The following is a 20,736-nucleotide window of genomic DNA, read 5'->3' as shown; positions in this document are numbered from 1 at the left end:
TGCCCCGGCGGCATCTCAAAACCCCCGAACCGGCCCTGATGAAGCGCCCCAGCTGTGTCACCGCGCCGTCTCGCATGGATGCGGCCTACCGGCACGCCGCTAGCAGCAACTTGTGTTCGCTTGCATCATTTGTCGGAAGTGACACCGCATGAGGCCTGCGAACGGCGTGGCAAGCCTGAGCGATCCATCGCATTCTCGAACCCGACCCGACCGCATGTGACCTGTCCGACCGGTGGCGGCGCCGCGTCCCGGAACCGCAATCTCGACACTCGAACGTTCGCCATACTGATCGGCGCGTCGCACGACGTAGTCGCCGCGTGCAACAACGCTCGGCCGCCTGCTCCGCGCAAGTATCGAACGCCGGTCGCCGAAGCGCGTCCGCCTCGGTCGGCGTCCGCCGCTCCAGGCGCCCGCGGCGATGGTTGCGATCGACCGGACGCACCGCGCAGCCCCTGCTTCGGGGCCGCGCCGCATACGCGGTGGTCGGAAGGCTACGCCGTGCGCCTGCGGATCTGCTCCACCGTTTGGGCCATCACGGACCAGTACACGTCCATGTCGCCCAATTCGAGATTCTCGACGTCATCGCCGCCGCCGAGGAACAGCGGCCTACGATATCCAACGCATTGGTCGGCAGCCGGAACGGCCCCGCCCCCGTCGCGCCACGCCCCGTAGAAGTCGACCGCCAACGCGGCGTCAGCCTGTTCGACGATCTCCGTTCGGTGGAACGCGGCGAGGTCGATCCCTGTGTCGAGAACCTCGGCAGTGCCGGGTTCGAGGATCGCGACGGTCCCCACCCGATCGGCGCGGGTCGCGAAGACGCGGCCCAGCCAGTCGGTCGCGAACGGATCGAGGGCGCCCGCGCGGTCGGGAAACATCGTGTCGATCGACGGCCCGATCATGCCGACAGCATCGTCGTCCAACACCCGGTAGATGCCATCACCAATCACCCGTCCGCCCGCGACGGACCGCAGTTCGTCCACCGTCCGCGTTTCCAGGATGTCCCGATTCTGCGCGCCGTACCGATCATCGAATTCCCTCGACATCACCGATCTCCCATTCTGACCTGATCGACCTGGGTTCCGACGTCGAGATCCCGGATCCTGTGCGCGATCTACGAAACGAGGCTTTGGTTCACGCTTCTGTCCAGGGGTCGCATGTTAAACACCGCGTCGGCACCCCCCAGTTGCAAATCTATGCCCTACCGCCCCCGGCGGCGGGCCTCCATCCGCATCGCGCGGCGCATCTCGACATCCGCCAACCTGCGCATCACCGCCCTGCGCGCCTCCTCCCCCTCCGTCCCCCTCAACTCCGCGCGCAACGCGGTGGCTTCCTTCGCCAGCACCACCTCGGGCGGCAGCGCCCCCTCCTTGGCCATCATGCGGAACCCCGCCTGTTCGGTCGCGTCCACGTGCGCTCCGCCCTCGACCGGCGGCAGTGGCTTGCCCTCGCCGGCCAAGCCCTTTAGATCGCCCGCCTTCTCGGCACACGCGATCAATCGTTCGGTCAGGAAGGCCAGCGCCCTCACTTGCCTTCCAGGCCCTCGATCCGGGCCTTCAGCGCCTCGTTCTCCTCGCGCGCCTTCTGAGCCATCGCGCGCACGGCGTCGAACTCCTCGCGGGTCACGAAGTCGCGGTCGGCCATCCAGCGGTCCATCATCGACTTGAACGCCGTCTCCGCCTCCGCCCGCGCGCCCTGGGCAACGCCCATCGCGTTGGTCATCAGCTGACTGAAATCATCCATGAATCGGTTGCGCGTCTGCATCGTCGCTCTCCTGCTGCTGGGATAGATATGGGCGGTCCGGCCGCGCCCCTCAAGGCGGGTCCGTTGACACCGCCCTGCGCTCGCGCCTAACCCCGCGCATGATCGCCGCCGCCATCCCCTTCCCCGACATCTCGCCGGAGATCTTCTCCGTCACGCTGGGGGGATTCACCTTCGCCCTGCGCTGGTACGCGCTGGCATACATCGTCGGCATCGTGGGGGGCTGGGCGCTGGCGCGCTACGCCTTGCATCGCGCCGAATGGTGGCCGGGGGAACAGGCCCCCATGACCCCACGGCAGTTGGAGGACGCGATGACCTGGGTCACCCTGGGCATCGTGCTGGGCGGTCGGCTCGGATACGTGTTCTTCTATCGCCCCGGTTACTACGTCGAGCACCCGGCGGAGATCCTCGCCGTTTGGCAGGGGGGCATGTCCTTCCACGGGGGCCTGATCGGCACCGGGCTGGGCCTGATCGTCTTCGCGATCCGCCATGCCATCCCCCTGCGCCGCATCCTAGACCTGGCCGCCCTGGTCACGCCCCTGGGCCTTCTCTGCGGACGGCTCGCGAACTTCGTGAACGCTGAACTCTGGGGCCGCCCCACGGACGCCCCCTGGGGCGTGATCTTCCCCGGACAGGCCGCGCAGGCCTGCGCGACCGCAGGCCAGCTCTGCGCCCGCCACCCCAGCCAGCTCTACGAGGCGGCCCTGGAAGGCGCGCTGCTGCTGGTCGTCCTGTGGGCCATGGCCGCATCGGGGGCCCTCCGCCGGCCGGGCCTGGTCACGGGCGTGTTCCTCGCGGGCTACGCCCTGGGTCGCATGGTCGCCGAACATTTCCGCGTGGCCGACGCGCAGTACATCACCCCCGACAACCCCCTGGGCCACGTGATCGGCGGGCCGGTCTGGGGGCTGTCGATGGGGCAGGTCCTGTCGCTGCCGATGCTGGTCGTGGGCCTGGGCGGCATTGCCTTGTCCCTGCGGGCCGCGCCTGCCCGGGGTCCCCACCAGGCGTGACCGACCTGCGGACCCTCCTGACCGCGCGGATCCGGGCGGACGGACCGATCCCGCTCTCCACCTACATGGCCGAATGCCTGACCCATCCGGTCCACGGCTACTACGTCACGCACGACCCCCTGGGCCAGGACTTCATCACCGCACCGGAGGTCAGCCAGATGTTCGGCGAACTGGTCGGCCTCGCCCTGGCGCAGGCGTGGCAGGACCAAGGGCGCGGGCCGATGACCCTGGCGGAGCTGGGCCCTGGGCGCGGCACGCTGATGGCGGACGCCCTGCGCGCGACGGCCGCCGTGCCAGGCTTCCACGAGGCAGTACGCGTCCACCTGGTCGAGGTCTCGCCCGTCCTGCGTGCCGCGCAGCGGACCGCGCTGGCGGGGGTCGACGTCACCCATCACGACCATGTCGACGCCCTGCCCGACGGCCCCGCCCTGCTGATCGCCAACGAGTTCCTGGATGCCCTGCCCATCCGTCAATGGACCCGAACGGAAGGCGGTTGGGCCGAGACCGTGGTGACCCTGCGCGAGGGAGCCCTGGCCCTGGCCCGCGCGCCTGCCGGGCCTGTGCCAGCGCTGGCCCACCGAACCGACGTGCCGCCTGGCGGCGTGGTCGAACGATGCCCCGCCCTGCCCGGCGTGGTGGGCGCGGTGGCATCCCGGGTGGCGCGGAGCGGGGCCGCCTTGTTCGTCGATTACGGGGACTGGCGATCGCGGGGCGACACGCTCCAGGCGTTGCGGGCCGGGCGCATGGTCGATCCGTTGGCGGATCCGGGCGGAGCGGACCTGACCGCGCATGTCGACTTCGAAGTCGTCGCGAACGCCGCCGCTCCCGCCGCCGCGACCGGAATGGAACGACAAGGCATGTGGCTGGAACGCCTCGGCCTGACGCAGCGCGCCCAAGCGCTTGCACGGGAGTCGCGGGGACAAGCCCTCGATGACCTGATCGCCGCCCACAGGCGTCTCGCCCATCCGGACGAGATGGGTGACCTGTTCAAGGTCCTGGGGCTGCTGCCGCCCGGGGCGCCCCCCTTGGCGGGACTGCCCCCGCCTCAGTGACCGCCCAGGATGCCCGTCCGCACGCCGTAATCTGCCGCGATCGCGTAGTCGGGGTCGTCGTCGCTGTCGACCACCAGATGACCGGCTCGGCGCAGCAGGCGGTGGCAGTCGCGGGACAGGTGGCGCAGCTGCAACGTCTTCCCCGCATCCTCGTAGCGCCCGGCCATCGCTTCGATCGCCTGAAGGGCGGATTGGTCCGCGACGCGGCTGTCGGCGAAATCCACGATCACCGCACCGGGGTCCCGCTCGGGATCGAACAGTTCGGTGAAGCCGGTGGCCGATCCGAAGAAGAGCGGTCCCTTCACCTGGTACACCTTCGCCCCCTCCGGCGTGACGTAGGTACTGGCCCGGATGCGGGTCGCGTTCTGCCAGGCATAGGCCAGGGCCGAGACGATGACGCCCACTATGACGGCGATGGCCAGGTCGGTGGCGACCGTCACGGCGGTGACCAGCACGATGACGACCGCGTCGGTGCGCGGCACCCGGCGCAGGATCATTAGGCTGTTCCACGCGAAGGTGCCGATCACGACCATGAACATCACGCCCACCAGCGCGGCCAGGGGGATTCGCTCGATCAGGGGGGCCGCGACCAGGATGAAGGCCAGCAGGAACAGGGCGGCGGCGATCCCCGACACCCGCGTCCGTCCGCCCGACTTCACGTTGATCATGCTCTGCCCGATCATCGCGCAGCCGCCCATGCCGCCGAAGAACCCCGTGACCGTGTTCGCCGCGCCCTGGGCGATGCATTCCTGGCTGGCGCCCCCGCGCTGGCCCGTGATCTCGCCCACCAGGTTCAACGTCAGCAGGGATTCGATCAGGCCGATCGCGGCCAGGATCAGGGCATAGGGCAGGATGATCTGGAACGTGTCCCAGGTCAGGGGGACCATCGGCACGTGGAAGGCGGGCAGCCCGCCCGCGATCGAGGCCATGTCGCCGACCGTGGGCGTGTCGATCCCGAAGCCCAGCACCAGGGCCGCCGTGATCGCGATCCCCGCCAGGGGTGCGGGGACGACGTTCGTGAGCTTGGGCAGCCCCCAGATCACGGCCATCGTCAACGCGACCAGCGCCAGCATCAGGACGATCCCGTCCAGCGGCAGCCAGCCGCCGTCCGCGTCGCGGAACTGCGTCAGCTGCGCAAGGAAGATCACGATGGCCAGGCCGTTGACGAAGCCGAGCATGACGGGGTGCGGCACCAGGCGGATGAACTTGCCCCACCGCATCACGCCGAACACGATCTGCATGAATCCCATCAGCACCACCGTGGCGAACAGGTACTCGACCCCGTGCTGCGCGACCAGGCTGACCATCACGACCGCCAGCGCCCCCGTGGCGCCCGATATCATGCCGGGCCGACCCCCGATCAACGCCGTGATGAGCCCCACGATGAACGCGGCATAGAGGCCCACGAGCGGATGGACCCCCGCGACGAAGGCGAAGGCCACCGCCTCGGGCACCAGCGCCAGGGCGACGGTCAGGCCAGCCAGGATCTCGATCCTCAGGCGGGACGGGGTCAACGGGTCGGTCGGCGCGATGCGGAGGTCCGGGCTCGGGAACAGATCGCCGAGCCGCGCTGTCAGATTGGCGGGCATGTGATGTCGTCCGTGTCGGGGGTCGGGCGCGCCCTAGCAGAGGTGGAACCCCATGGGAAGCGCAGGGCGTTGCCATGGGGCATGCTCGGACCCAATGTGCCGCGCGGTTTCGCGAATCGTCGAAAAGGGACGCAGCATGGAAGCAGTGATCGGCATCGTGGGCGGTTCGGGCCTCTACGACATCCCCGGCCTGATGGGGGACTGGCACAGCACCGACACGCCCTGGGGGGCACCGTCGGACGACCTGCTGGTGGGCGAGATGGGGGGCTGCCGGATGGTCTTCCTGCCGCGCCACGGACGGGGTCACACCTACGACCCTTCGACCGTGCCTTACCGCGCCAACGTGGCCGCGCTGAAGGAGGCGGGCGTGACGCATCTGGTCAGCGTGTCGGCCTGCGGCTCGTTCCGCGACGAGATGGCCCCCGGCGACTTCGTCGTGGTCGACCAGTTCGTCGACCGCACGCAGGGCCGTCCGACCAGCTTCTTCGGACCGGGTTGCGTGGCCCACGTCTCGATGGCCGATCCCGTCTGCGAGGATCTGGCGCTGGCCTGCGCGGCGGCCGGCCGGGCCGCGGGGGCGACCGTCCACGGGGGCGGGACCTATCTGGCCATGGAGGGGCCGCAGTTCAGCACGAAGGCCGAGTCGCGCATCTGGCGCGACGTATGGGGGTGCGACGTGGTGGGCATGACCAACCTGCCCGAAGCACGCCTGGCGCGGGAGGCGGAGCTGCACTACGCGACCGTCGCGATGGTCACGGACTACGACAGCTGGCATCCCGACCACGGGGCCGTGACCACCGCGGACGTGGTCGCGACCCTGAAGGCCAATGCCGCCACCGCGCGCGGACTGGTCGCGGCGCTGCCCGAATACGTCGTGGGGGGCCATTGCGCCACGGGATGTGCCCATGCGCTGGACGACGCCGTCATGACCGCGACGGTCAAGCGCGACCCGGTGATGGTCGAGCGGCTGCGCATGGTGGCGGACCGGGTGCTGTGACGCCCCGAGCGATCCTGGCGGGTGCGGCGACGGCGCTGTCGCTGGCCTGGGCCGGATCAGCTCCGGCACAGGAGTTCGTGATCCTGCCGGATCGGGTGTCGGATGCTGACTTCCATCGCGCCGTCGCCTGCGCGGCGGACCCCGGCGGCCTCTGCCGCAAGCCGATGCTGCGGTGGCCCGCGGAACGGCGGCGACCGCTGCGCGTGGGCATCGTGTCCTGGCCAGACATGCTGGCGGCGCCTCGACGCCGGGCGTTCAGCATCGCGCTGGATCGCGCGGTCGCACGCTTGAACGCGGTCGGGGCCGACGTGATCCTGGCCCGCGGCGCGCGACCCCAGATCGCGGTCCACGTCCTGGCCACGCCCCCGGGACGGATCGTCGAGGGCACGGGCGACCCCCTTCTGGACGGCACGCGGCTGGGACTGGGCCATGTCGTGCTTCGATCCCGTGACGGCACGATCACGGCGGCCACCATCGGCCTGTCGATGCACGTCGCGGGCCGGTCGCTGCAATCCGTGATGCTGGAGGAGGTGACGCAGGCCTTGGGGCCCATCACCGACATCGCGGGACCGGCCTATTCCGATTCGGTCTTCGCGGAGGACGCGAACACCGCTATCCGGCTGTCCGACCAGGACGCCGCCGCCCTCCGCCTGCACTATCCGAAGGAAGACCCCTGATGCAGAAGAAGACCGTCGCGGACTACATCCGCACCATCCCGGACTTCCCGCATGCGGGGATCCTGTTCCGGGACGTCACCACGCTGTTCGCCGACGCCCGCGGCCTGCGATTGGCGGTGGACCAGATGCTGGCCCCCTTCGCAGGCGAGACGATCGACGCCGTGGCGGGCTTGGAGGCCCGCGGCTTCATCCTGGGCGGGGCCATCGCGCATCAGTTGGGCAAGGGGTTCGTGCCCGTGCGCAAGAAGGGCAAGCTGCCGGGCAGGACGCATAGCCAGGACTACACGCTCGAGTACGGACAGGCGACGATGGAGGTCCATGTCGACGCCCTGAAGCCCGGCGCGCGCGTGCTGTTGGTGGACGACCTGCTGGCGACGGGCGGCACGGCGCAGGCGGGCATCGAGCTTCTACGCAAGCTGGACGCCGAGATCGTGGCCGCCGCCTTCGTCATCGACCTGCCCGCCCTCGGCGGGCGGACCCTGCTGGAACGGATGGACATTCCGGTCCACACGCTCTGCGAGTTCGATGGGGAATAGGACAACCTTCCACGTGTAAACAATTTGGTAAGGTTTCGTGCGCTAATGCTGTTCGCGTGGTCGCCGTCGCGGCCACTCATTCCCCCAGCGCCCTGCCCTTCCCCCGGCAGGGCGCGACTCGTTGGGACTTCCGTTCGTCTGCGCACCATCGCTTGCATCACGCGGAGCGTGTGTTATTCGTCCCAGTGACAACCTCCGAGTGATACGAGGGGGGCGTCGCTGCTGCACGACCGGCGCATCCCGTCACTACCCCGACGGGATGCGCCAATCCAGCATTCACCCTTCGTACGGCATCTAGCCCGCGCGCAGGATGGCCCCGGGGTTCATGATGCCCGCGGGATCCAGCGCCGCCTTGATCGCCCGCATCGCGGCCAGCTTGGCCGGGTCGACATAGCGTTCCAGATCGCCCACCTTCAGGCGTCCGACCCCGTGCTCCGCCGATACGGATCCCCCCATCTCGTGGACTAGGTCGTGCACGCAAGCCTTGATCGCATCGCGCTGGTCCGCGTGGTCGGTTCGCGTCCGGCCCGGCTGGGGAAAGACGTTCCAATGCAGGTTGCCGTCTCCGACATGGCCGAAGCAGTTCACGCGGAAGTCGCCGACCCGTGCCAGCGCCCGCGGCGCGCGTTCGATGAAATCGGGTATGCGCGCCAGGGGCACCGATATGTCGTGGCTGCTGACCGCGCCCACGGCACGGTTCGCCGCCGGGATCGATTCGCGCACCGTCCAGAAGTCCTCGCGCTGCTGTTCGGACTGGGCGATGGCCCCGTCGCCGACCAGCCCCGCCTCGGAAGCGCGGACGAACACGTCCTCCAGCGCGGGCTCCGGATCTGCGGCCATGCCCAGGTCGATCAGGACGGACCAGTCCGGCCGGCCCAGCGGCAGGCGGACATCCGGCATATGCTCTGCCAGGAAGGACAGGCCCATCCCTCCGATCAGCTCGAACGCCGACACGCCGTCGCCCACCACGTCGCGCGTCAGGTTCAGCAGATCCAGCGCCGCCCGTGGCGAGGGCACGGCCATCAGCGCGGTGGCGTGATGCGGCGGGCGCGGATGCAGGCGCAAGGTGGCGGCGGTGATGATCCCCAGCGTCCCCTCCGCCCCGATCAGCAGGTGCCGCAGGTCGTAGCCGGTGTTGTTCTTCCGCAGCGCCGACAGCCCGTGCAGAACCGATCCGTCCGGCAGCACCGCCTCCAGCCCCAGGCACAGGTCGCGCGCGTTGCCATAGCGCAGCACGTTCACGCCGCCCGCATTGGTGGACAGGATGCCGCCGATCCGCGCCGATCCCTGCGCCGCGATGGTCAGGGGGAACAGGCGGCCCGCATCGGCGGCGGCCTCCTGCACGTGCTGCAGGATCACGCCCGCCTCGGCCACGATAACCCCCTCGACCGTATCGACGGACCGGATAGCGGTCATGCGGTGCAGCGACAGGATCACCGGTTCCAGGTCGTCGGACACCTGCCCCCCCACCAGGCCCGTCCCGCCGCCATAGGGGACGACGGGCACCCGGGCCGCGGCGCAGGCCCGAACCACGGCGGCCACCTGCTCGGTCGTTCCGGGCGCAACCAGCAGACCGCCCCGACCGGCCCACCGGCCGCGCGGCTCCTCCAGATAGTTGGGGGTCAGGTCGGGAAAAGCCCCGGCAGGCAGCGCACCGCGCAGGGCGTCGCCGATGTCGGCATGGGTGTTCATTCGCGCAGGAAGCTCGGGCGCAGGACGATGACCGTGGGCTCGGACGGCAAACTCCGCAGCGACACCTCCAGCGACGCGTCGCCACGGCGGTCGATCAGGAAGTCGTCCGACATGCGGTCCAGGAACCCTTGCAGGTTGCCCTCCCCGAACCAGTGCATGGGGATCACCACGCTCGACCGCAGGCGGCCCAGCGTGCGCACCAGCGTCTCGTGCGGCAGGGTCAGGCCGCCGTCCACGGGCGCCATCACCACGTCGAGGCGGCCGAGCGCGGCGAACTGCTCCGGCGACGGTTCGTGGTGCAGGTGGCCCAGGTGCCCGATGCACAGGCCGCCGACCTCGAACACGAAGATGCTGTTCCCGTTCCGCTCGCCCCCGCGCCCGGGGCGCAGGTCGGTGCTGACGGACCGCACCAGCATCTCGCCCAAGTCGAGGTGGTGATCCACGGGCTCGCCCGGATCGTCCGACCACCCGGGCAGGACATGGGCGATCCCCTCGTCCGGGTCGGGGGTCCAGTGGCTGATATGGCCGCGGTTCATCGTGACGACGTCGGGCGGCGCGATGGCACCCGCGAACCCGTTGTAGTCGGTGACAGCCCGCAGCCCGCCCGGCGTTTCCAGCATGAACATGGAATGGTCCACATAGGACAACCGCACCGTGAAGTCGTCGGGCAGCGGCGCGCCATAGGACGCGCGGTGGACGTATTCGACCCCCGGCGCCTGCGCCACGGCGATGCAGTGGCTGGCCCTGCGCTCCTGCGCCGCCGCGGCGGCGGGCAGCACGAAGGCGGCGATAAGCACGGCGAGCGGTCGCATGGTCATGTCCCCCACTGGACGGTTCCCTCCCCCTCGTGACCTAGGCCGGGGTCAGACCCCCTCCACCCGGCCGCGACGATCCGACCGCAGCATGGCATACAGGACGTGGTTCCGCCATCGCCCCGCGATCTGCAGATAGGACTGCGCCACGCCCTCGTACTTGAAGCCCGACGCCTCCAGCAGCCCGCGCGACGCGGCGTTCTCCTCCAGGCAGGCGGCTTCCAGGCGAGACAGGTCCATGCGGCGGAACGCGTGGTGCGACAGGGCGGCGATGGCCTCGCGCATGTAACCCTGGCGCGCGTGGCTCCGCCCGATCCAATAGCCCAGCGTCGCGGACTGGGCCGGGCCGCGCCGGACGTTGTCCAGCGTGATCGCCCCCAGCAGCGCGGCGTCGCCGCGCCGGGTCAGGAACAGGGCCAGCGCGGTCCCCTGGCTCTGGCTGCGCTGGGCCCAGTACACGCGGTTCGTGAACGACTTGCGCGACAGATGGTCCCGCGCCCAGGCGGGCTCCCACGGTTGCAGGAAGTCGGCGGACCCTTCCCGCAGGGCCACCCAATCGCGGTAATCGGCGTGCTGCGGCAGGCGCAGGATCATGCGGTCCGTGTCGATCCTGGGGCGGCGCAGGCGTCCGAGCATCAGGCGGCCAGCCGCTCCGCCATGGCTGCGACGTCCGGTGCGCCGTCCACGGGGCCATAGAGCGCAAGTGCCGGCGCTTCGCCGGCCAGGGCGCCCGCATGGTCGCGGATGGCCGCGGCATCCACCGCGTCGATCTTCTGGATGGCCTCCGACAGCGGGGGCACGCGGTCCCAGACGGCCACGACGCGGGCCAGCCGCTCGGCCCGGCTGGACGCGCTTTCCAGCCCCATCAGCATGCCGGACTTCATCTGCGCGCGCGCGCGCGCGACCTCCGCCTCCGTCACGTCGTCCGCCATGCGCCGCAGCTCGTCCACGACCAGGTGCGAGAGCGCGCCCACGTCCTCCGCCCCCGTGCCCGCATAGACGGTCAGCAGCCCCGTATCGGCATAGGCGCCGACCTGCGCGAAGATGCTGTAGCACAGGCCCCGCTTCTCGCGGGCCTCCTGGAACAGGCGGGACGACATGCCCCCGCCCAGCACCCCCGCAAAGACCTGCGCCGCATAGATGGCGTCGTCGCGATAGCCGGGCTGCGGCAGGCCCATGGTGAAATGCGCCTGCTCGAGCGCTTTGACGACGCGCACCTCCCCGCCTCGGAACGCGGCCGGTTCCGGCACCGGACGCGCGCGGGGGGTCAGGTGGCCCAGCGCGTCCTCCGCCAAGCGCATCACCGCATCGTGGTCGATCGCCCCGGCGGCGGCCAGGATCAGTCCGTCGGGGGCGTAATGCTGCGCGGTGAAGTCCCGGAAGTCCGACCGTTGGAACGCGGCGACCCGCTCCGACGGGCCCAGGATGGTCCGGCCCATCGGCTGTTCGGGATAGGCCGCTTCCTGCAGCCAGTCGAAGACGATGTCGTCGGGCGTGTCCATCGCCTGCCCGATCTCCTGCAGGATGACCCCGCGCTCCGTCTCGATCTCGGCCGCGTCGAAGGTCGGGTTCAGGACGATGTCGGCGATCAGATCCACCGCCAGCGGCACGTCGCCCGCCAGGATCCGTGCGTAATAGGCCGTCACCTCGCGCGAAGTATAGGCGTTGATGTACCCGCCGACGTCCTCGATCTCCTCCGCGATGGACAGGGCGGACCGCCGCGCGGTGCCCTTGAACGCCATGTGTTCCAGGAAGTGGGCGATGCCGTTCTGATGCAGCGCCTCGTGGCGTCCGCCCGCACCGACCCAGATCCCCACGGATGCTGATTCCAGTCCCGGCATGCGTTCCGTCACCACGCGCACGCCGTTGGGCAGCCGGTCCAGACGGGCCGTCACGCCGCGCGCTCCCGGTCCACGACCGCCTCGATGGCGGTCAAGTCGTTATCGACGCGGGTGATGCGCTCGGGGCGGTCGAACAGATCCGCCATGCGGGGCGGAAGGGCGGGCCGCCGGCCGGTCGCCGTCTCGACGGCATCGGGGAACTTCGCCGGATGCGCGGTCGCCAGCGTGACCATCGGCGCATCGCCCAGATGGTCCTGCGCCACGTGATAGGCTACCGCGGAATGGGGACACAGCACCTCGCCCGTCCGATGCAGGGCGTCGCGGATGGCGGCATGCGTCTCCTCCTCCGACGCGCGGCCGGAAGCATAGGTCTCCGTCAGGGCCTGCGCGGCACCCTGGGACACGGTGAACCCGCCCTCCGCCCGCAATTCCTCCATCAGTTGCGCCACCGCCGCGCCGTCGCCCCCATAGGCCAGGTGGAGCGCCCGCTCGAAGTTGCTGGACACCTGGATGTCCATGCTAGGCGAGATGGTCGGCTCGACCTCACCCACCCGGTACGCGCCCGTGGTCAGGCAACGGTGCAGGATGTCGTTGCGGTTGGTGGCCACCACCAGCGTCTCGATCGGCAGGCCCATGCGCTTGGCGATGTGCCCCGCGAACACGTCGCCGAAGTTGCCGGTGGGCACGGCGAACGACACGGACCGATGCGGCGCGCCCAGGGCCGTGGCGGCGGTGAAGTAGTACACGACCTGCGCCAGGACGCGGGCGAAGTTGATGCTGTTGACGCCGGCCAGCCGGGTCCGGTCCCGGAAAGCGAAGTCGTTGAACATGTCCTTCACGCGCGCCTGGCAATCGTCGAAATGCCCCGTCAGCGCCAGGGCGTGGACGTTCGCGGCGTCGGGCGTGGTCATCTGGCGGCGCTGCACGTCGGACACCCGGCCATGGGGGTACAGGATGAAGACGTCCGCCGCGTCCAGCCCGCCGAACGCCTCGATCGCGGCGGAACCGGTGTCGCCCGACGTGGCGCCGACGATGGTCACCCGCTCGCCCCGCCGGCGCAGGACGTGGTCGAACATCCGCCCGATCAGTTGCATGGCGAAGTCCTTGAAGGCCAGCGTCGGCCCGTGGAACAGCTCCAGCAGGAAGTGGTTCGGCGCCAGTTGCACCAGGGGCGCGCGGGCCTCGTGCCCGAACCCGACATAGGCGTCGCGCACGAGGTCGGCCAGCGTCGCCTCGTCGAACGCGTCGGCCACGAACGGCGCCATCACGCGCACGGCGACCTCCTCGTAGGGCAGGCCCGCCAACGCCGCGACGTCGGCGCGCGACAGGACGGGAACCGCCTCGGGCACGTAGAGGCCGCCGTCCCGGGCCAGCCCGGTCAGCATCGTGTCCTCGAACCCCAGGACGGGGGCCCGGCCCCGGGTGGAGACGTATCGCATGTGTCACTCGATCCTTACGCGGCGCGGCGCGTGATACGCCACAGCGCGAACGCTGTCATCCCCGCCCAGACCAACCCCAGCCCCGACCATTGGACCGCGTATCCGACGTGATTGTCGGCGATGGCCTCCGTCCCCATCGGCAGCGGCGCCACGCCCGTCACGGGGGGCACGGTCTCGGCGGTGATCAGCAGCACCGGCTCCGTTCCCGCCGCCGCGGCCAGGGCGGCCAGATCGCGCTGCAGCCATGCGCCGTCCTCGGACGGGCCGCCCGTCTCGTCGGGCCAATCCAGATGGCCGCGCACGACGAGGACCGTTCCGGGGGCCGGGGCCAAGGTCGCGGCCTGCGCGGGCGACGTGCCGGACGTCCACGCGGCCGCGCCCAGGTCGGCGAGGACCCGCCGCTGCCCCACCGCGAGGGGCACGATCAGCCGCGTCCCAGCGCCGTATCCGCGCCATGTGCCGAAGACGGGGATCGCCGGGCCCGCCACCGTCGCGTCCACCGCCACCGGTCGGAACCGGTCGACGGATGGATCGGGGACGTCGGGCAGCGCGCCGTACTCCTGCCCCAGCCGCGCGTTCGCCGCGGCGATGTAGGCGTCCTTCTCGGCCGCGCGGTCCAGCTGCCACGCGCCCAGCCCGAACAGCACCACCACCCCGAGGAACCCATAGAGTGCCACGCCGGTGGGGTCCGCCACGGCGGGACGCGCCACGCCGACGATCGCCAGGACGGTGCAGGTCGTCATGACCGCCCAGACCCCCGCGGTCTGCACGGCCGGCACGCCGGCGGCGAGGACGGGGATGGCGGCGAAGCCGATCGCCGCCAGAACGGCGGGGGCGGCAATGCCCGCGACGCGGGCCAGCGCGACCTTTCCGATTCCCCAGATGGTCAGGATCGCCCAGACCATGACCCAGCCATCCGCTGGACCGGGCCCGTCGCAGGGGCCCAGGCGGCAGGCGATGCGCGCCCCGGCCCAGAGCGAGACCAAAGCCGCGATCGGCATCGCCGCGACGGCGAGCCAGCCCATCCGGCCGAACCGTGCGCGTCGCGCGCGCGAAGCGCGGGCCGGGCCCCGGTCGGTCACGGCCCGAGCACCCGCCGGGCCGCGGTCAGCTGCCCCAGATGTAGATGGACGCGAACAGGAACAGCCACACCACGTCCACGAAGTGCCAGTACCACGCCGCCGCCTCGAACCCGGTGTGGCGTTCCGGCGTGAAGTGCCCGGCCTGCAGGCGGAACAGGCACACGGCCAGGAAGATCGTCCCGATGATGACGTGCGCCCCGTGGAAGCCCGTCGCCATGAAAAAGTTCGCGCCATAGATGTTGCCCGCGAAGCCGAAGGCCGCGTGGCTGTACTCGTAGGCTTGGAACCCCGTGAAGATCACGCCCAGCACGACGGTCAGGATCAGGCCCCATTTCACGTCGTTGCGGTTGTCCTCGTGGACCAGGGCGTGGTGCGCCCAGGTGAGCGTGGCGCCCGACAGCAACAGGATCAGCGTGTTGATCAGGGGCAGGTGCCAGGGGTCGAACGTCTCGATCCCCACGGGCGGCCAGACGCCGTCCACGGCCGGGGCCTCGGGGCCCATCGGGTACATCGCGTGCTTGAAGAACGACCAGAACCACGCCGCGAAGAACATCACCTCCGACATGATGAAGAAGATGAACCCATAGCGCAGGCCGATCCGCACCACGGGCGTATGATCGCCAACGTTCGATTCCCGCACGACGTCGGCCCACCAGGCGAACATCACGCCCAGGACGCCGATGAAGCCCGCCGCGAACAGCCAGGGCCCCGCCAGGGTCATGCCCCACAGGTCGACGGACCCCTTCATCCAGATGACCGCGCCGAACAGCATGACGAAGGCGGAGGTCGCGCCCACGAACGGCCAGATCGACGGCGGCAGGATGTGATAGTCGTGGTTCTTCACGTGGGCGGCCATGGGGGTCCCTTCTCAGTTCGTCTGGGTCGCGGGCCGGGTCGGGTCCAGCGCGGCATAGTCTTCGGGCAGATCCATCACGTGGAACGTGTAGCTGAGCGTGACCTCCGGCATACCACGGGATTCGGGATCGTCCACATAGTCGGGATCGACGTAGAACGTGACCGGCATGCTGATCGTCTGGCCAGGCTCCAGGATCTGCTCCTCGAAGCAGAAGCAGTGGATCTTCACGAAATGCGCCCCCGCCGCGAACGGCGCCACGTTGTAGCTGGCCGTCCCCGCGACGGCCTCGTCGGTCGGATTGTGCGCCTCGTAGAAGGCCAGCGCCGTCTCGCCGATGCGGACCGTCATCTCGCGCTGGACGGGGCGAAACTCCCACGGCATGCCGCGTTCGCGCGACGCGTCGAAGCGCACCTTGATCGTCTGGTCCAGGACGGTGTCCGACCCGGCCTCCGCGCGCGATGTCGTCCCGCCATAGCCCGTGACCCGGCAGAACAGATCATAGAGCGGCACGGCCGCCCAACCCAGCGACCCCATGCCGATCACCGTGGCGACGGTGCCCGCCACGACCTGGCCGTTCGGGGACAGGTTGCGGAACCACGCGCGGATCATTCGGTCGTCTCCCCTTCGATCGGTTCGGCCGCCAAGGCGGGCCGGGCGACGTGATCGAATCCTTCGGAGAAGCCGCCCGTCTGGATCTTGGCGATCGTGATGCCGAACACGATCACGATGAACCCGACCAGCACGCCCAACACGCCGAAGTTGCGGCCCCGCCTGCGGCTGTGGGTCTCCGACTCGCGGTACATCACCAGCCCCCCAGGCCCGCGCCGCGCAGCCCGGCCTCCAACGCCAGGACGGCGAAATGCGCGAACAGATAGACGAGCGACCACTTGAACAGGGCCTTCTCGGCCGTGTGGCCGTCGGCCTCCGCCGCGGCGTCATCGCGCCGCCACATCGCCCAGGCCCGATGCAGCCAGACGGCGTTCGCCACGACGGCCACCGCCAGCGTCAGCGGTCCGCCTATGGACGACACGGCCAGGAACAGCGACGCGGGCACGGTCAGCCCGGCCCAGACAAGCGCCTGCCGCCGCGTTGCCGCACGGCCCCGGGTCACGGTCAGCATGGGGATCCCCGCCCGGTGGTAGTCCATGCGGACGAACAGCGCCAAGGCCCAGAAATGCGGGGGCTGCCAGGCGAACAGCAACGCGAACATCGCCACCGCCTCCCAGCCGACGGTTCCCGTGGCGGCGGCCCAGCCGATCACGGGGGGCATGGCCCCGGCGATGCCGCCCAGCACGGTGTTCCAGTCGGTCCGCCGCTTCAGCCACATCGAATAGACCACGGCATAGAACGCGATCGTCGCGGCGAGCAGCCCCGCCGCCAGCCAGTTCGCGGCCAGCCCCAGCATCACGACCGACCCGCCCGACAGCGCCAGGCCCAGCGCCAGCGCGTCGTCGCGCGCAACGCGCCCGTCCGGGATGGGACGCGACCGCGTGCGCTTCATCACCGCGTCGATGTCGTGGTCGACCCACATGTTCAGCGCGCCCGACGCCCCCGCGCCCAGGGCGATGAACAGCACGGACGCCAGCGCCAGGATGGGGTGCATGGAGGCGGGCGCCACCACCACGCCGACAAGGGCCGTGAACACGCACAGCGACATCAGGCGCGGCTTCAGCAGCGCCCAATAATCCCCCAGCGCCGCTTCCGGGCGGGACGCGGCGCGGGCGTCGTCGTGCAGCGAGGTGTCGGCCAAGGTCACGCCTCCGATCGGGTTGGGGTCACCAGCTCCGCAGCTCGCCGGCCTTCACGGCCTCCAGCCACTGCGCGTACGCTTCCTCCGAGACGACCTTCACCGTGATCGGCATGTAGGCGTGCGCGATCCCGCAAAGCTCCGAGCACTGCCCGAAGTAGATCCCCTCCTGATCGGCCTCGAACCACAGCTGCGCCAGGCGGCCCGGGATGCCGTCCTGCTTCACGCCGAAGGCGGGGATGGTCCACGAATGGATCACGTCCGTCGCCGTCACCTGCATCACGATCGTCTGGCCCACGGGCACCACGACCGACGTGTCGGTCGCCAGGCGGAAGTGGTCCTCCGTATAGCCGGCGTCGATCAGCTGCGCGCGGACCTCGTCGGTCATCATGTTCCCGGCATCGGCCCCAATCATGTAGGACTGGAAGACCAGATCCTCGTCGGGGTACTCGTACTCCCAGGCCCACTGGAAGCCGGACACCTTCACGACCACGTCGCCCTCGGGGATGCGCTGCTGGTCGAACAGGACCGGCAGGCTGAACCCGCCGATCGCGACCAGGATCACGATGGGCACCACCGTCCACGTCACCTCCAGGGGCGAGTTGTGGGTGAACCGCGCCGGGTTCGTGTTGACGTGGCGGCGGTACTTCACGACCACCCATAGCAGCAGGCCCATCACGAACAGGGTGATGGCCGTGATGATGATCAGCAGGAAGCCGTCCAGCCAGTGGATGTCGCGCGCGATCGATGTCACGGCGGGCTGGAAGCCGATCCCCCCATCCTGGGGCTGGCCGATGATCGGCAGTTCGCCGAAGATCTCGCGCGCGGTCTGCTGGGCCGCGGCGGGCAGGGCCAGGATGGCCAAGGGGATCGAGGCTAGCAGCTGTTTCATCGCGCGTCTCACGGTCGTTCACGGGATTCGCGGCGCCCGGCGGCACCACCCGGGCCTAAGATCATAGGGACGCCCCCCTTCGCAAGGGCCCCGCGCGCCCGCCGGACCACGTGCCGCACCTGGGACGCGGGGTCGTCGATGGCCGCCGCGACCCCCGCGCGCGGTGGACGAACGCGTTCCGCGATGCCACATCCTGCGGAACCCGCCAAGCAGGACACCGCCCCCCATGACCGATGCCCCCTTCCGCCCGTTCGACGCGATGCTCGACCGCGACGCCGCCCTGTCCGTGCTGCGCGACGCGACCGCGGGCGCCGACGACGGGGAGCTGTTCCTCGAACGCCGCCGGTCGGAGGTGGTAGTCTTCGACGACGGCCGCGTGCGCAACGCCTCCTACGACGCGTCCGAAGGGTTCGGCCTGCGCGCCGTGCGGGGCGAGGTCGCGGGCTACGCCCATTCGACCGAGATATCGGAGGCGTCGCTGAAGCGCGCGGCGGAGACCGCCAGACTCGCCGTCGGCGACGGGGGCGGCACCTTGGCCGACGCCCCCCAGGCCACGAACCGCAAGCTCTACGGCGACGACGACCCGATCGCGGGCGCGGCGTTCGCGGTGAAGCTCGACACCCTGCGCGAGATCGACGCCTTCCTGCGCGGGGCCGATCCCCGCGTGGTCCAGGTCTCCGTTTCCGCCGCGGCGTCGTTGCAGGAGGTCGTGATCCTGCGCCCCGAGGGCGGCGAGGTGGGGGACGTCAGACCGATGGTCCGCTTGAACGTGTCCGTCATCGCCGAACGGGACGGCCGCCGCGAAAGCGGGTCGGCGGGCGGCGGCGGGCGCATCGGCCTGGCGGGCCTGCTGGAACGCGACCATTGGGAACCCGTCGCGCAGGAAGCGCTGCGCATCGCGCTGGTCAACCTCGACTCCGTCCCCGCCCCCGCGGGCGTGATGGACGTCGTGCTGGGTCCCGGCTGGCCCGGCATCCTGTTGCACGAGGCGGTGGGGCACGGGTTGGAAGGCGACTTCAACCGCAAGGGCCAGTCCGCCTTCGCGGGCCTGATGGGCAGCCGCGTTGCGGCCCCCGGCGTGACCGTGATGGACGACGGCACCATCCCCGACAGGCGGGGGTCGATCACGATCGACGACGAAGGCACGCCGTCGCAATCCACCCCCCTGATCGAGGACGGCATCCTCAGGGGCTACATGCAGGACCGGCAGTCGGCGCGCCTGATGGGCGTGCCCGCCACGGGCAACGGGCGGCGCGAAAGCTATGCCCATGCGCCGATGACGCGGATGACCAACACCTACATGCTGGGCGGCGACGCGGCCCCCGCGGACATCCTGGCGGACCTGAAGGACGGCATCTACGCCGTGGGGTTCGGGGGCGGGCAGGTGGACATCACGAACGGCAAGTTCGTGTTCTCCTGCACGGAAGCCTACCGCGTGAAGGACGGGTTGGTCGGCGCGCCGGTCAAGGGCGCCACCCTGATCGGCGACGGGGCCACGGCCATGACGCAGGTGCGCGGCATCGGAAACGACATGGCCCTGGATCCGGGCATGGGCAATTGCGGCAAGGCCGGCCAATGGGTGCCCGTGGGCGTGGGCCAGCCCACGCTGATGATCGGCGGCCTGACGGTGGGCGGCGCCGCGGCGTAAGTTCCGCGACGTATTCCCGACGCGCCGGGTCATCCCCCGGCTCGATCCGGGGACCTCCCGCCGCCGGCACGCCATCGGTCCCTTTCCATCCTCAGGTCGAACCCGATCCGCCCCCACCCCTGCCCTCCCCCCGGGGGAGGGAACCGACCGGGTCGACACGCGATAGGGCGTCCCCGATGATCGAGGTGGTCTCGACATGGACCCCACCGGGAAGAGGGTCGGGTCGGGGGCTCGGCCGGTCGGCGGCGACCGCGCGCCCTACCCCTGCACCCGCAACACGCGCGGCACCTTGAACTCCACGTTCTCCTCGGCCGTCACCACGTCCCGCATCGTCACGTCGTAGCGCGCCCGCAGCGCGTCCACGACCTCGTTCACCAGCACCTCCGGCGCCGACGCCCCCGCCGTGATGCCGACCGCCCGCGCGCCGTCGAGCGCCCGCCAGTCGATGTCGCCCGACCGCTGCACCAGTTGGGCATAGCCGCATCCGGCCTTCGCCCCCACCTCGACCAGGCGGCGCGAGTTGCTGCTGTTGGGCGCACCCACCACCAGAAGCGCGTCGATGTCCGGCGCCATGGCCTTCACCGCCTCCTGCCGGTTGGTGGTGGCATAGCAGATGTCCTCCTTGTGCGGCCCCACGATGGCGGGGAACCGCGCCTTCAGGGCGGCCACGATGTCAGCCGTGTCGTCCACCGAAAGCGTCGTCTGCGTGATGAAGGCCAGCCGGCCCGGGTCGCGCGGGGTCAGCGTCGCCACGTCGTCCGCCGTCTCCACCAGCAGGACCTCGCCCGGCGGCAGCTGGCCCATCGTACCCACCGTTTCCGGGTGGCCGGCATGGCCGATCATGACCATTTGCAAGCCCGCCTCGTGATGGCGCGCGGCCTCGATATGGACTTTGCTGACCAAGGGGCAGGTCGCGTCCACGTACACCATCTCGCGCGCCGCGGCCTCTGCCGGGCCCGACTTCGGCACGGCGGGCGCGGAGAAGATGACCGGTCGGTCGGGGGGGCGCTCGTCCAGGCCCTCCACGGACACGGCGGCCTCATGAGGATGATCGGGTTCCATGGGTTGCGGATTTAGGCCTGCACAGGATAAATGTTCAAGCGCCGAG

Annotated in this window: 21 protein-coding genes and 1 pseudogene; 6 read left to right on the top strand and 16 right to left on the bottom strand. The window is 70.3% G+C overall.

The genetic code is table 11. The features are described 5' to 3' along the window. Positions 1–491: 491 nt before the first annotated feature. The 3 genes from P0084_RS18035 to P0084_RS18025 form a co-directional block, all read right to left on the bottom strand. Positions 492–1,043: a T6SS immunity protein Tdi1 domain-containing protein gene (locus P0084_RS18035; RefSeq protein ID WP_308918280.1), complete on the bottom strand. Its 552-nt coding sequence runs from the start codon at positions 1,041–1,043 to the stop codon at positions 492–494. A gap of 155 nt (positions 1,044–1,198) precedes the next feature. Then, positions 1,199–1,525 (bottom strand): DnaJ family domain-containing protein, encoded by a 327-nt coding sequence (locus tag P0084_RS18030; RefSeq protein ID WP_308918279.1) that lies wholly within the window; start codon positions 1,523–1,525, stop codon positions 1,199–1,201. Further along, positions 1,522–1,761, bottom strand: coding sequence for an accessory factor UbiK family protein (locus P0084_RS18025; protein WP_308918278.1), 240 nt, complete (start codon positions 1,759–1,761; stop codon positions 1,522–1,524). The genes P0084_RS18030 and P0084_RS18025 overlap by 4 nt, the downstream gene beginning before the upstream one ends. 98 nt (positions 1,762–1,859) lie before the next feature. Here P0084_RS18025 and lgt point away from each other — a divergent pair, with 98 nt between their 5' ends. Together lgt and P0084_RS18015 are read left to right on the top strand one after the other, a co-directional pair. Continuing rightward, on the top strand, positions 1,860–2,768 hold the full coding sequence (lgt, locus tag P0084_RS18020) for a prolipoprotein diacylglyceryl transferase (protein ID WP_374213709.1): 909 nt from the start codon (positions 1,860–1,862) through the stop codon (positions 2,766–2,768). Beyond that, positions 2,765–3,820 carry a class I SAM-dependent methyltransferase gene (locus P0084_RS18015; protein ID WP_308918277.1) on the top strand — a complete coding sequence of 352 codons (1,056 nt, stop codon included), beginning with the start codon at positions 2,765–2,767 and terminating at the stop codon, positions 3,818–3,820. The genes lgt and P0084_RS18015 overlap by 4 nt, the downstream gene beginning before the upstream one ends. Here P0084_RS18015 and P0084_RS18010 read toward each other — a convergent pair. Next, the gene (locus P0084_RS18010; RefSeq protein ID WP_308918276.1) at positions 3,814–5,409 is read right to left on the bottom strand and encodes a SulP family inorganic anion transporter; all 1,596 of its coding nucleotides are present in this window, start codon (positions 5,407–5,409) and stop codon (positions 3,814–3,816) included. The genes P0084_RS18015 and P0084_RS18010 overlap by 7 nt on opposite strands. Positions 5,410–5,545: 136 nt before the next feature. Here P0084_RS18010 and mtnP point away from each other — a divergent pair, with 136 nt between their 5' ends. Genes mtnP through P0084_RS17995 form a run of 3 tightly spaced genes read left to right on the top strand, consistent with a single transcriptional unit; the run spans position 5,546 to position 7,619 of the window. Next, the gene (gene mtnP / locus P0084_RS18005) at positions 5,546–6,406 is read left to right on the top strand and encodes an S-methyl-5'-thioadenosine phosphorylase (RefSeq protein WP_308918275.1); all 861 of its coding nucleotides are present in this window, start codon (positions 5,546–5,548) and stop codon (positions 6,404–6,406) included. Then, complete coding sequence (locus P0084_RS18000) at positions 6,403–7,083, top strand: DUF2927 domain-containing protein (protein WP_308918274.1); 681 nt, start codon at positions 6,403–6,405, stop codon at positions 7,081–7,083. The genes mtnP and P0084_RS18000 overlap by 4 nt, the downstream gene beginning before the upstream one ends. Next, entirely contained in the window at positions 7,083–7,619 is a 537-nt protein-coding gene (locus tag P0084_RS17995) for an adenine phosphoribosyltransferase (protein WP_374213708.1), read from the top strand. The genes P0084_RS18000 and P0084_RS17995 overlap by 1 nt, the downstream gene beginning before the upstream one ends. A 294-nt stretch (positions 7,620–7,913) precedes the next feature. Here the strand turns inward: P0084_RS17995 and P0084_RS17990 are convergent, their stop codons facing one another. The 11 genes from P0084_RS17990 to coxB all read right to left on the bottom strand — a co-directional run bounded on the left by P0084_RS17990 (position 7,914) and on the right by coxB (position 17,980). Then, positions 7,914–9,311, bottom strand: a complete 1,398-nt coding sequence (locus tag P0084_RS17990) for an FAD-binding oxidoreductase (protein WP_308918273.1) — start codon at positions 9,309–9,311, stop codon at positions 7,914–7,916. Beyond that, positions 9,308–10,123 carry an MBL fold metallo-hydrolase gene (locus P0084_RS17985; protein ID WP_308918272.1) on the bottom strand — a complete coding sequence of 272 codons (816 nt, stop codon included), beginning with the start codon at positions 10,121–10,123 and terminating at the stop codon, positions 9,308–9,310. The genes P0084_RS17990 and P0084_RS17985 overlap by 4 nt, the downstream gene beginning before the upstream one ends. A 51-nt stretch (positions 10,124–10,174) precedes the next feature. Next, complete coding sequence (locus P0084_RS17980; protein WP_308918271.1) at positions 10,175–10,759, bottom strand: GNAT family N-acetyltransferase; 585 nt, start codon at positions 10,757–10,759, stop codon at positions 10,175–10,177. Beyond that, a complete protein-coding gene (locus P0084_RS17975) occupies positions 10,759–12,018 on the bottom strand; it encodes a M16 family metallopeptidase (protein ID WP_308918270.1) in 1,260 nt (419 codons plus the stop codon). The genes P0084_RS17980 and P0084_RS17975 overlap by 1 nt, the downstream gene beginning before the upstream one ends. After that, entirely contained in the window at positions 12,015–13,403 is a 1,389-nt protein-coding gene (gene thrC, locus P0084_RS17970; protein ID WP_308918269.1) for a threonine synthase, read from the bottom strand. Before thrC ends, P0084_RS17975 begins: the two co-directional genes overlap by 4 nt. Positions 13,404–13,417: 14 nt before the next feature. After that, a complete protein-coding gene (locus P0084_RS17965; protein WP_308918268.1) occupies positions 13,418–14,428 on the bottom strand; it encodes an SURF1 family protein in 1,011 nt (336 codons plus the stop codon). An 82-nt stretch (positions 14,429–14,510) separates the two neighbouring features. Beyond that, on the bottom strand, positions 14,511–15,341 hold the full coding sequence (locus P0084_RS17960) for a cytochrome c oxidase subunit 3 (RefSeq protein ID WP_308918267.1): 831 nt from the start codon (positions 15,339–15,341) through the stop codon (positions 14,511–14,513). A gap of 12 nt (positions 15,342–15,353) precedes the next feature. Then, entirely contained in the window at positions 15,354–15,950 is a 597-nt protein-coding gene (locus P0084_RS17955; protein WP_308918266.1) for a cytochrome c oxidase assembly protein, read from the bottom strand. Then, entirely contained in the window at positions 15,947–16,144 is a 198-nt protein-coding gene (locus P0084_RS17950) for a hypothetical protein (protein ID WP_308918265.1), read from the bottom strand. Before P0084_RS17950 ends, P0084_RS17955 begins: the two co-directional genes overlap by 4 nt. Then, entirely contained in the window at positions 16,144–17,091 is a 948-nt protein-coding gene (gene cyoE / locus P0084_RS17945) for a heme o synthase (RefSeq protein ID WP_308918264.1), read from the bottom strand. The genes P0084_RS17950 and cyoE overlap by 1 nt, the downstream gene beginning before the upstream one ends. Before the next feature lie 25 nt (positions 17,092–17,116). Beyond that, entirely contained in the window at positions 17,117–17,980 is an 864-nt protein-coding gene (coxB, locus tag P0084_RS17940) for a cytochrome c oxidase subunit II (protein ID WP_308918263.1), read from the bottom strand. 226 nt (positions 17,981–18,206) lie between these two features. On the opposite strand from coxB, the gene tldD reads away from it, so the two are divergent. Beyond that, complete coding sequence (gene tldD, locus P0084_RS17935; RefSeq protein WP_308918262.1) at positions 18,207–19,628, top strand: metalloprotease TldD; 1,422 nt, start codon at positions 18,207–18,209, stop codon at positions 19,626–19,628. Between the two features lie 258 nt (positions 19,629–19,886). On the opposite strand, the pseudogene ispH reads toward tldD, so the two are convergent. Next, a pseudogene (gene ispH, locus P0084_RS17930) lies at positions 19,887–20,669 on the bottom strand (4-hydroxy-3-methylbut-2-enyl diphosphate reductase); the annotation flags it as partial. Positions 20,670–20,736: the final 67 nt, after the last annotated feature.

Source organism: Jannaschia maritima (assembly GCF_030973515.1).
GTDB classification, from domain to species: Bacteria; Pseudomonadota; Alphaproteobacteria; order Rhodobacterales; family Rhodobacteraceae; genus Jannaschia; species Jannaschia maritima.
Note: the sequence above shows the minus strand (reverse complement) of the source record. Positions and strands in the feature narration are given on the sequence as shown.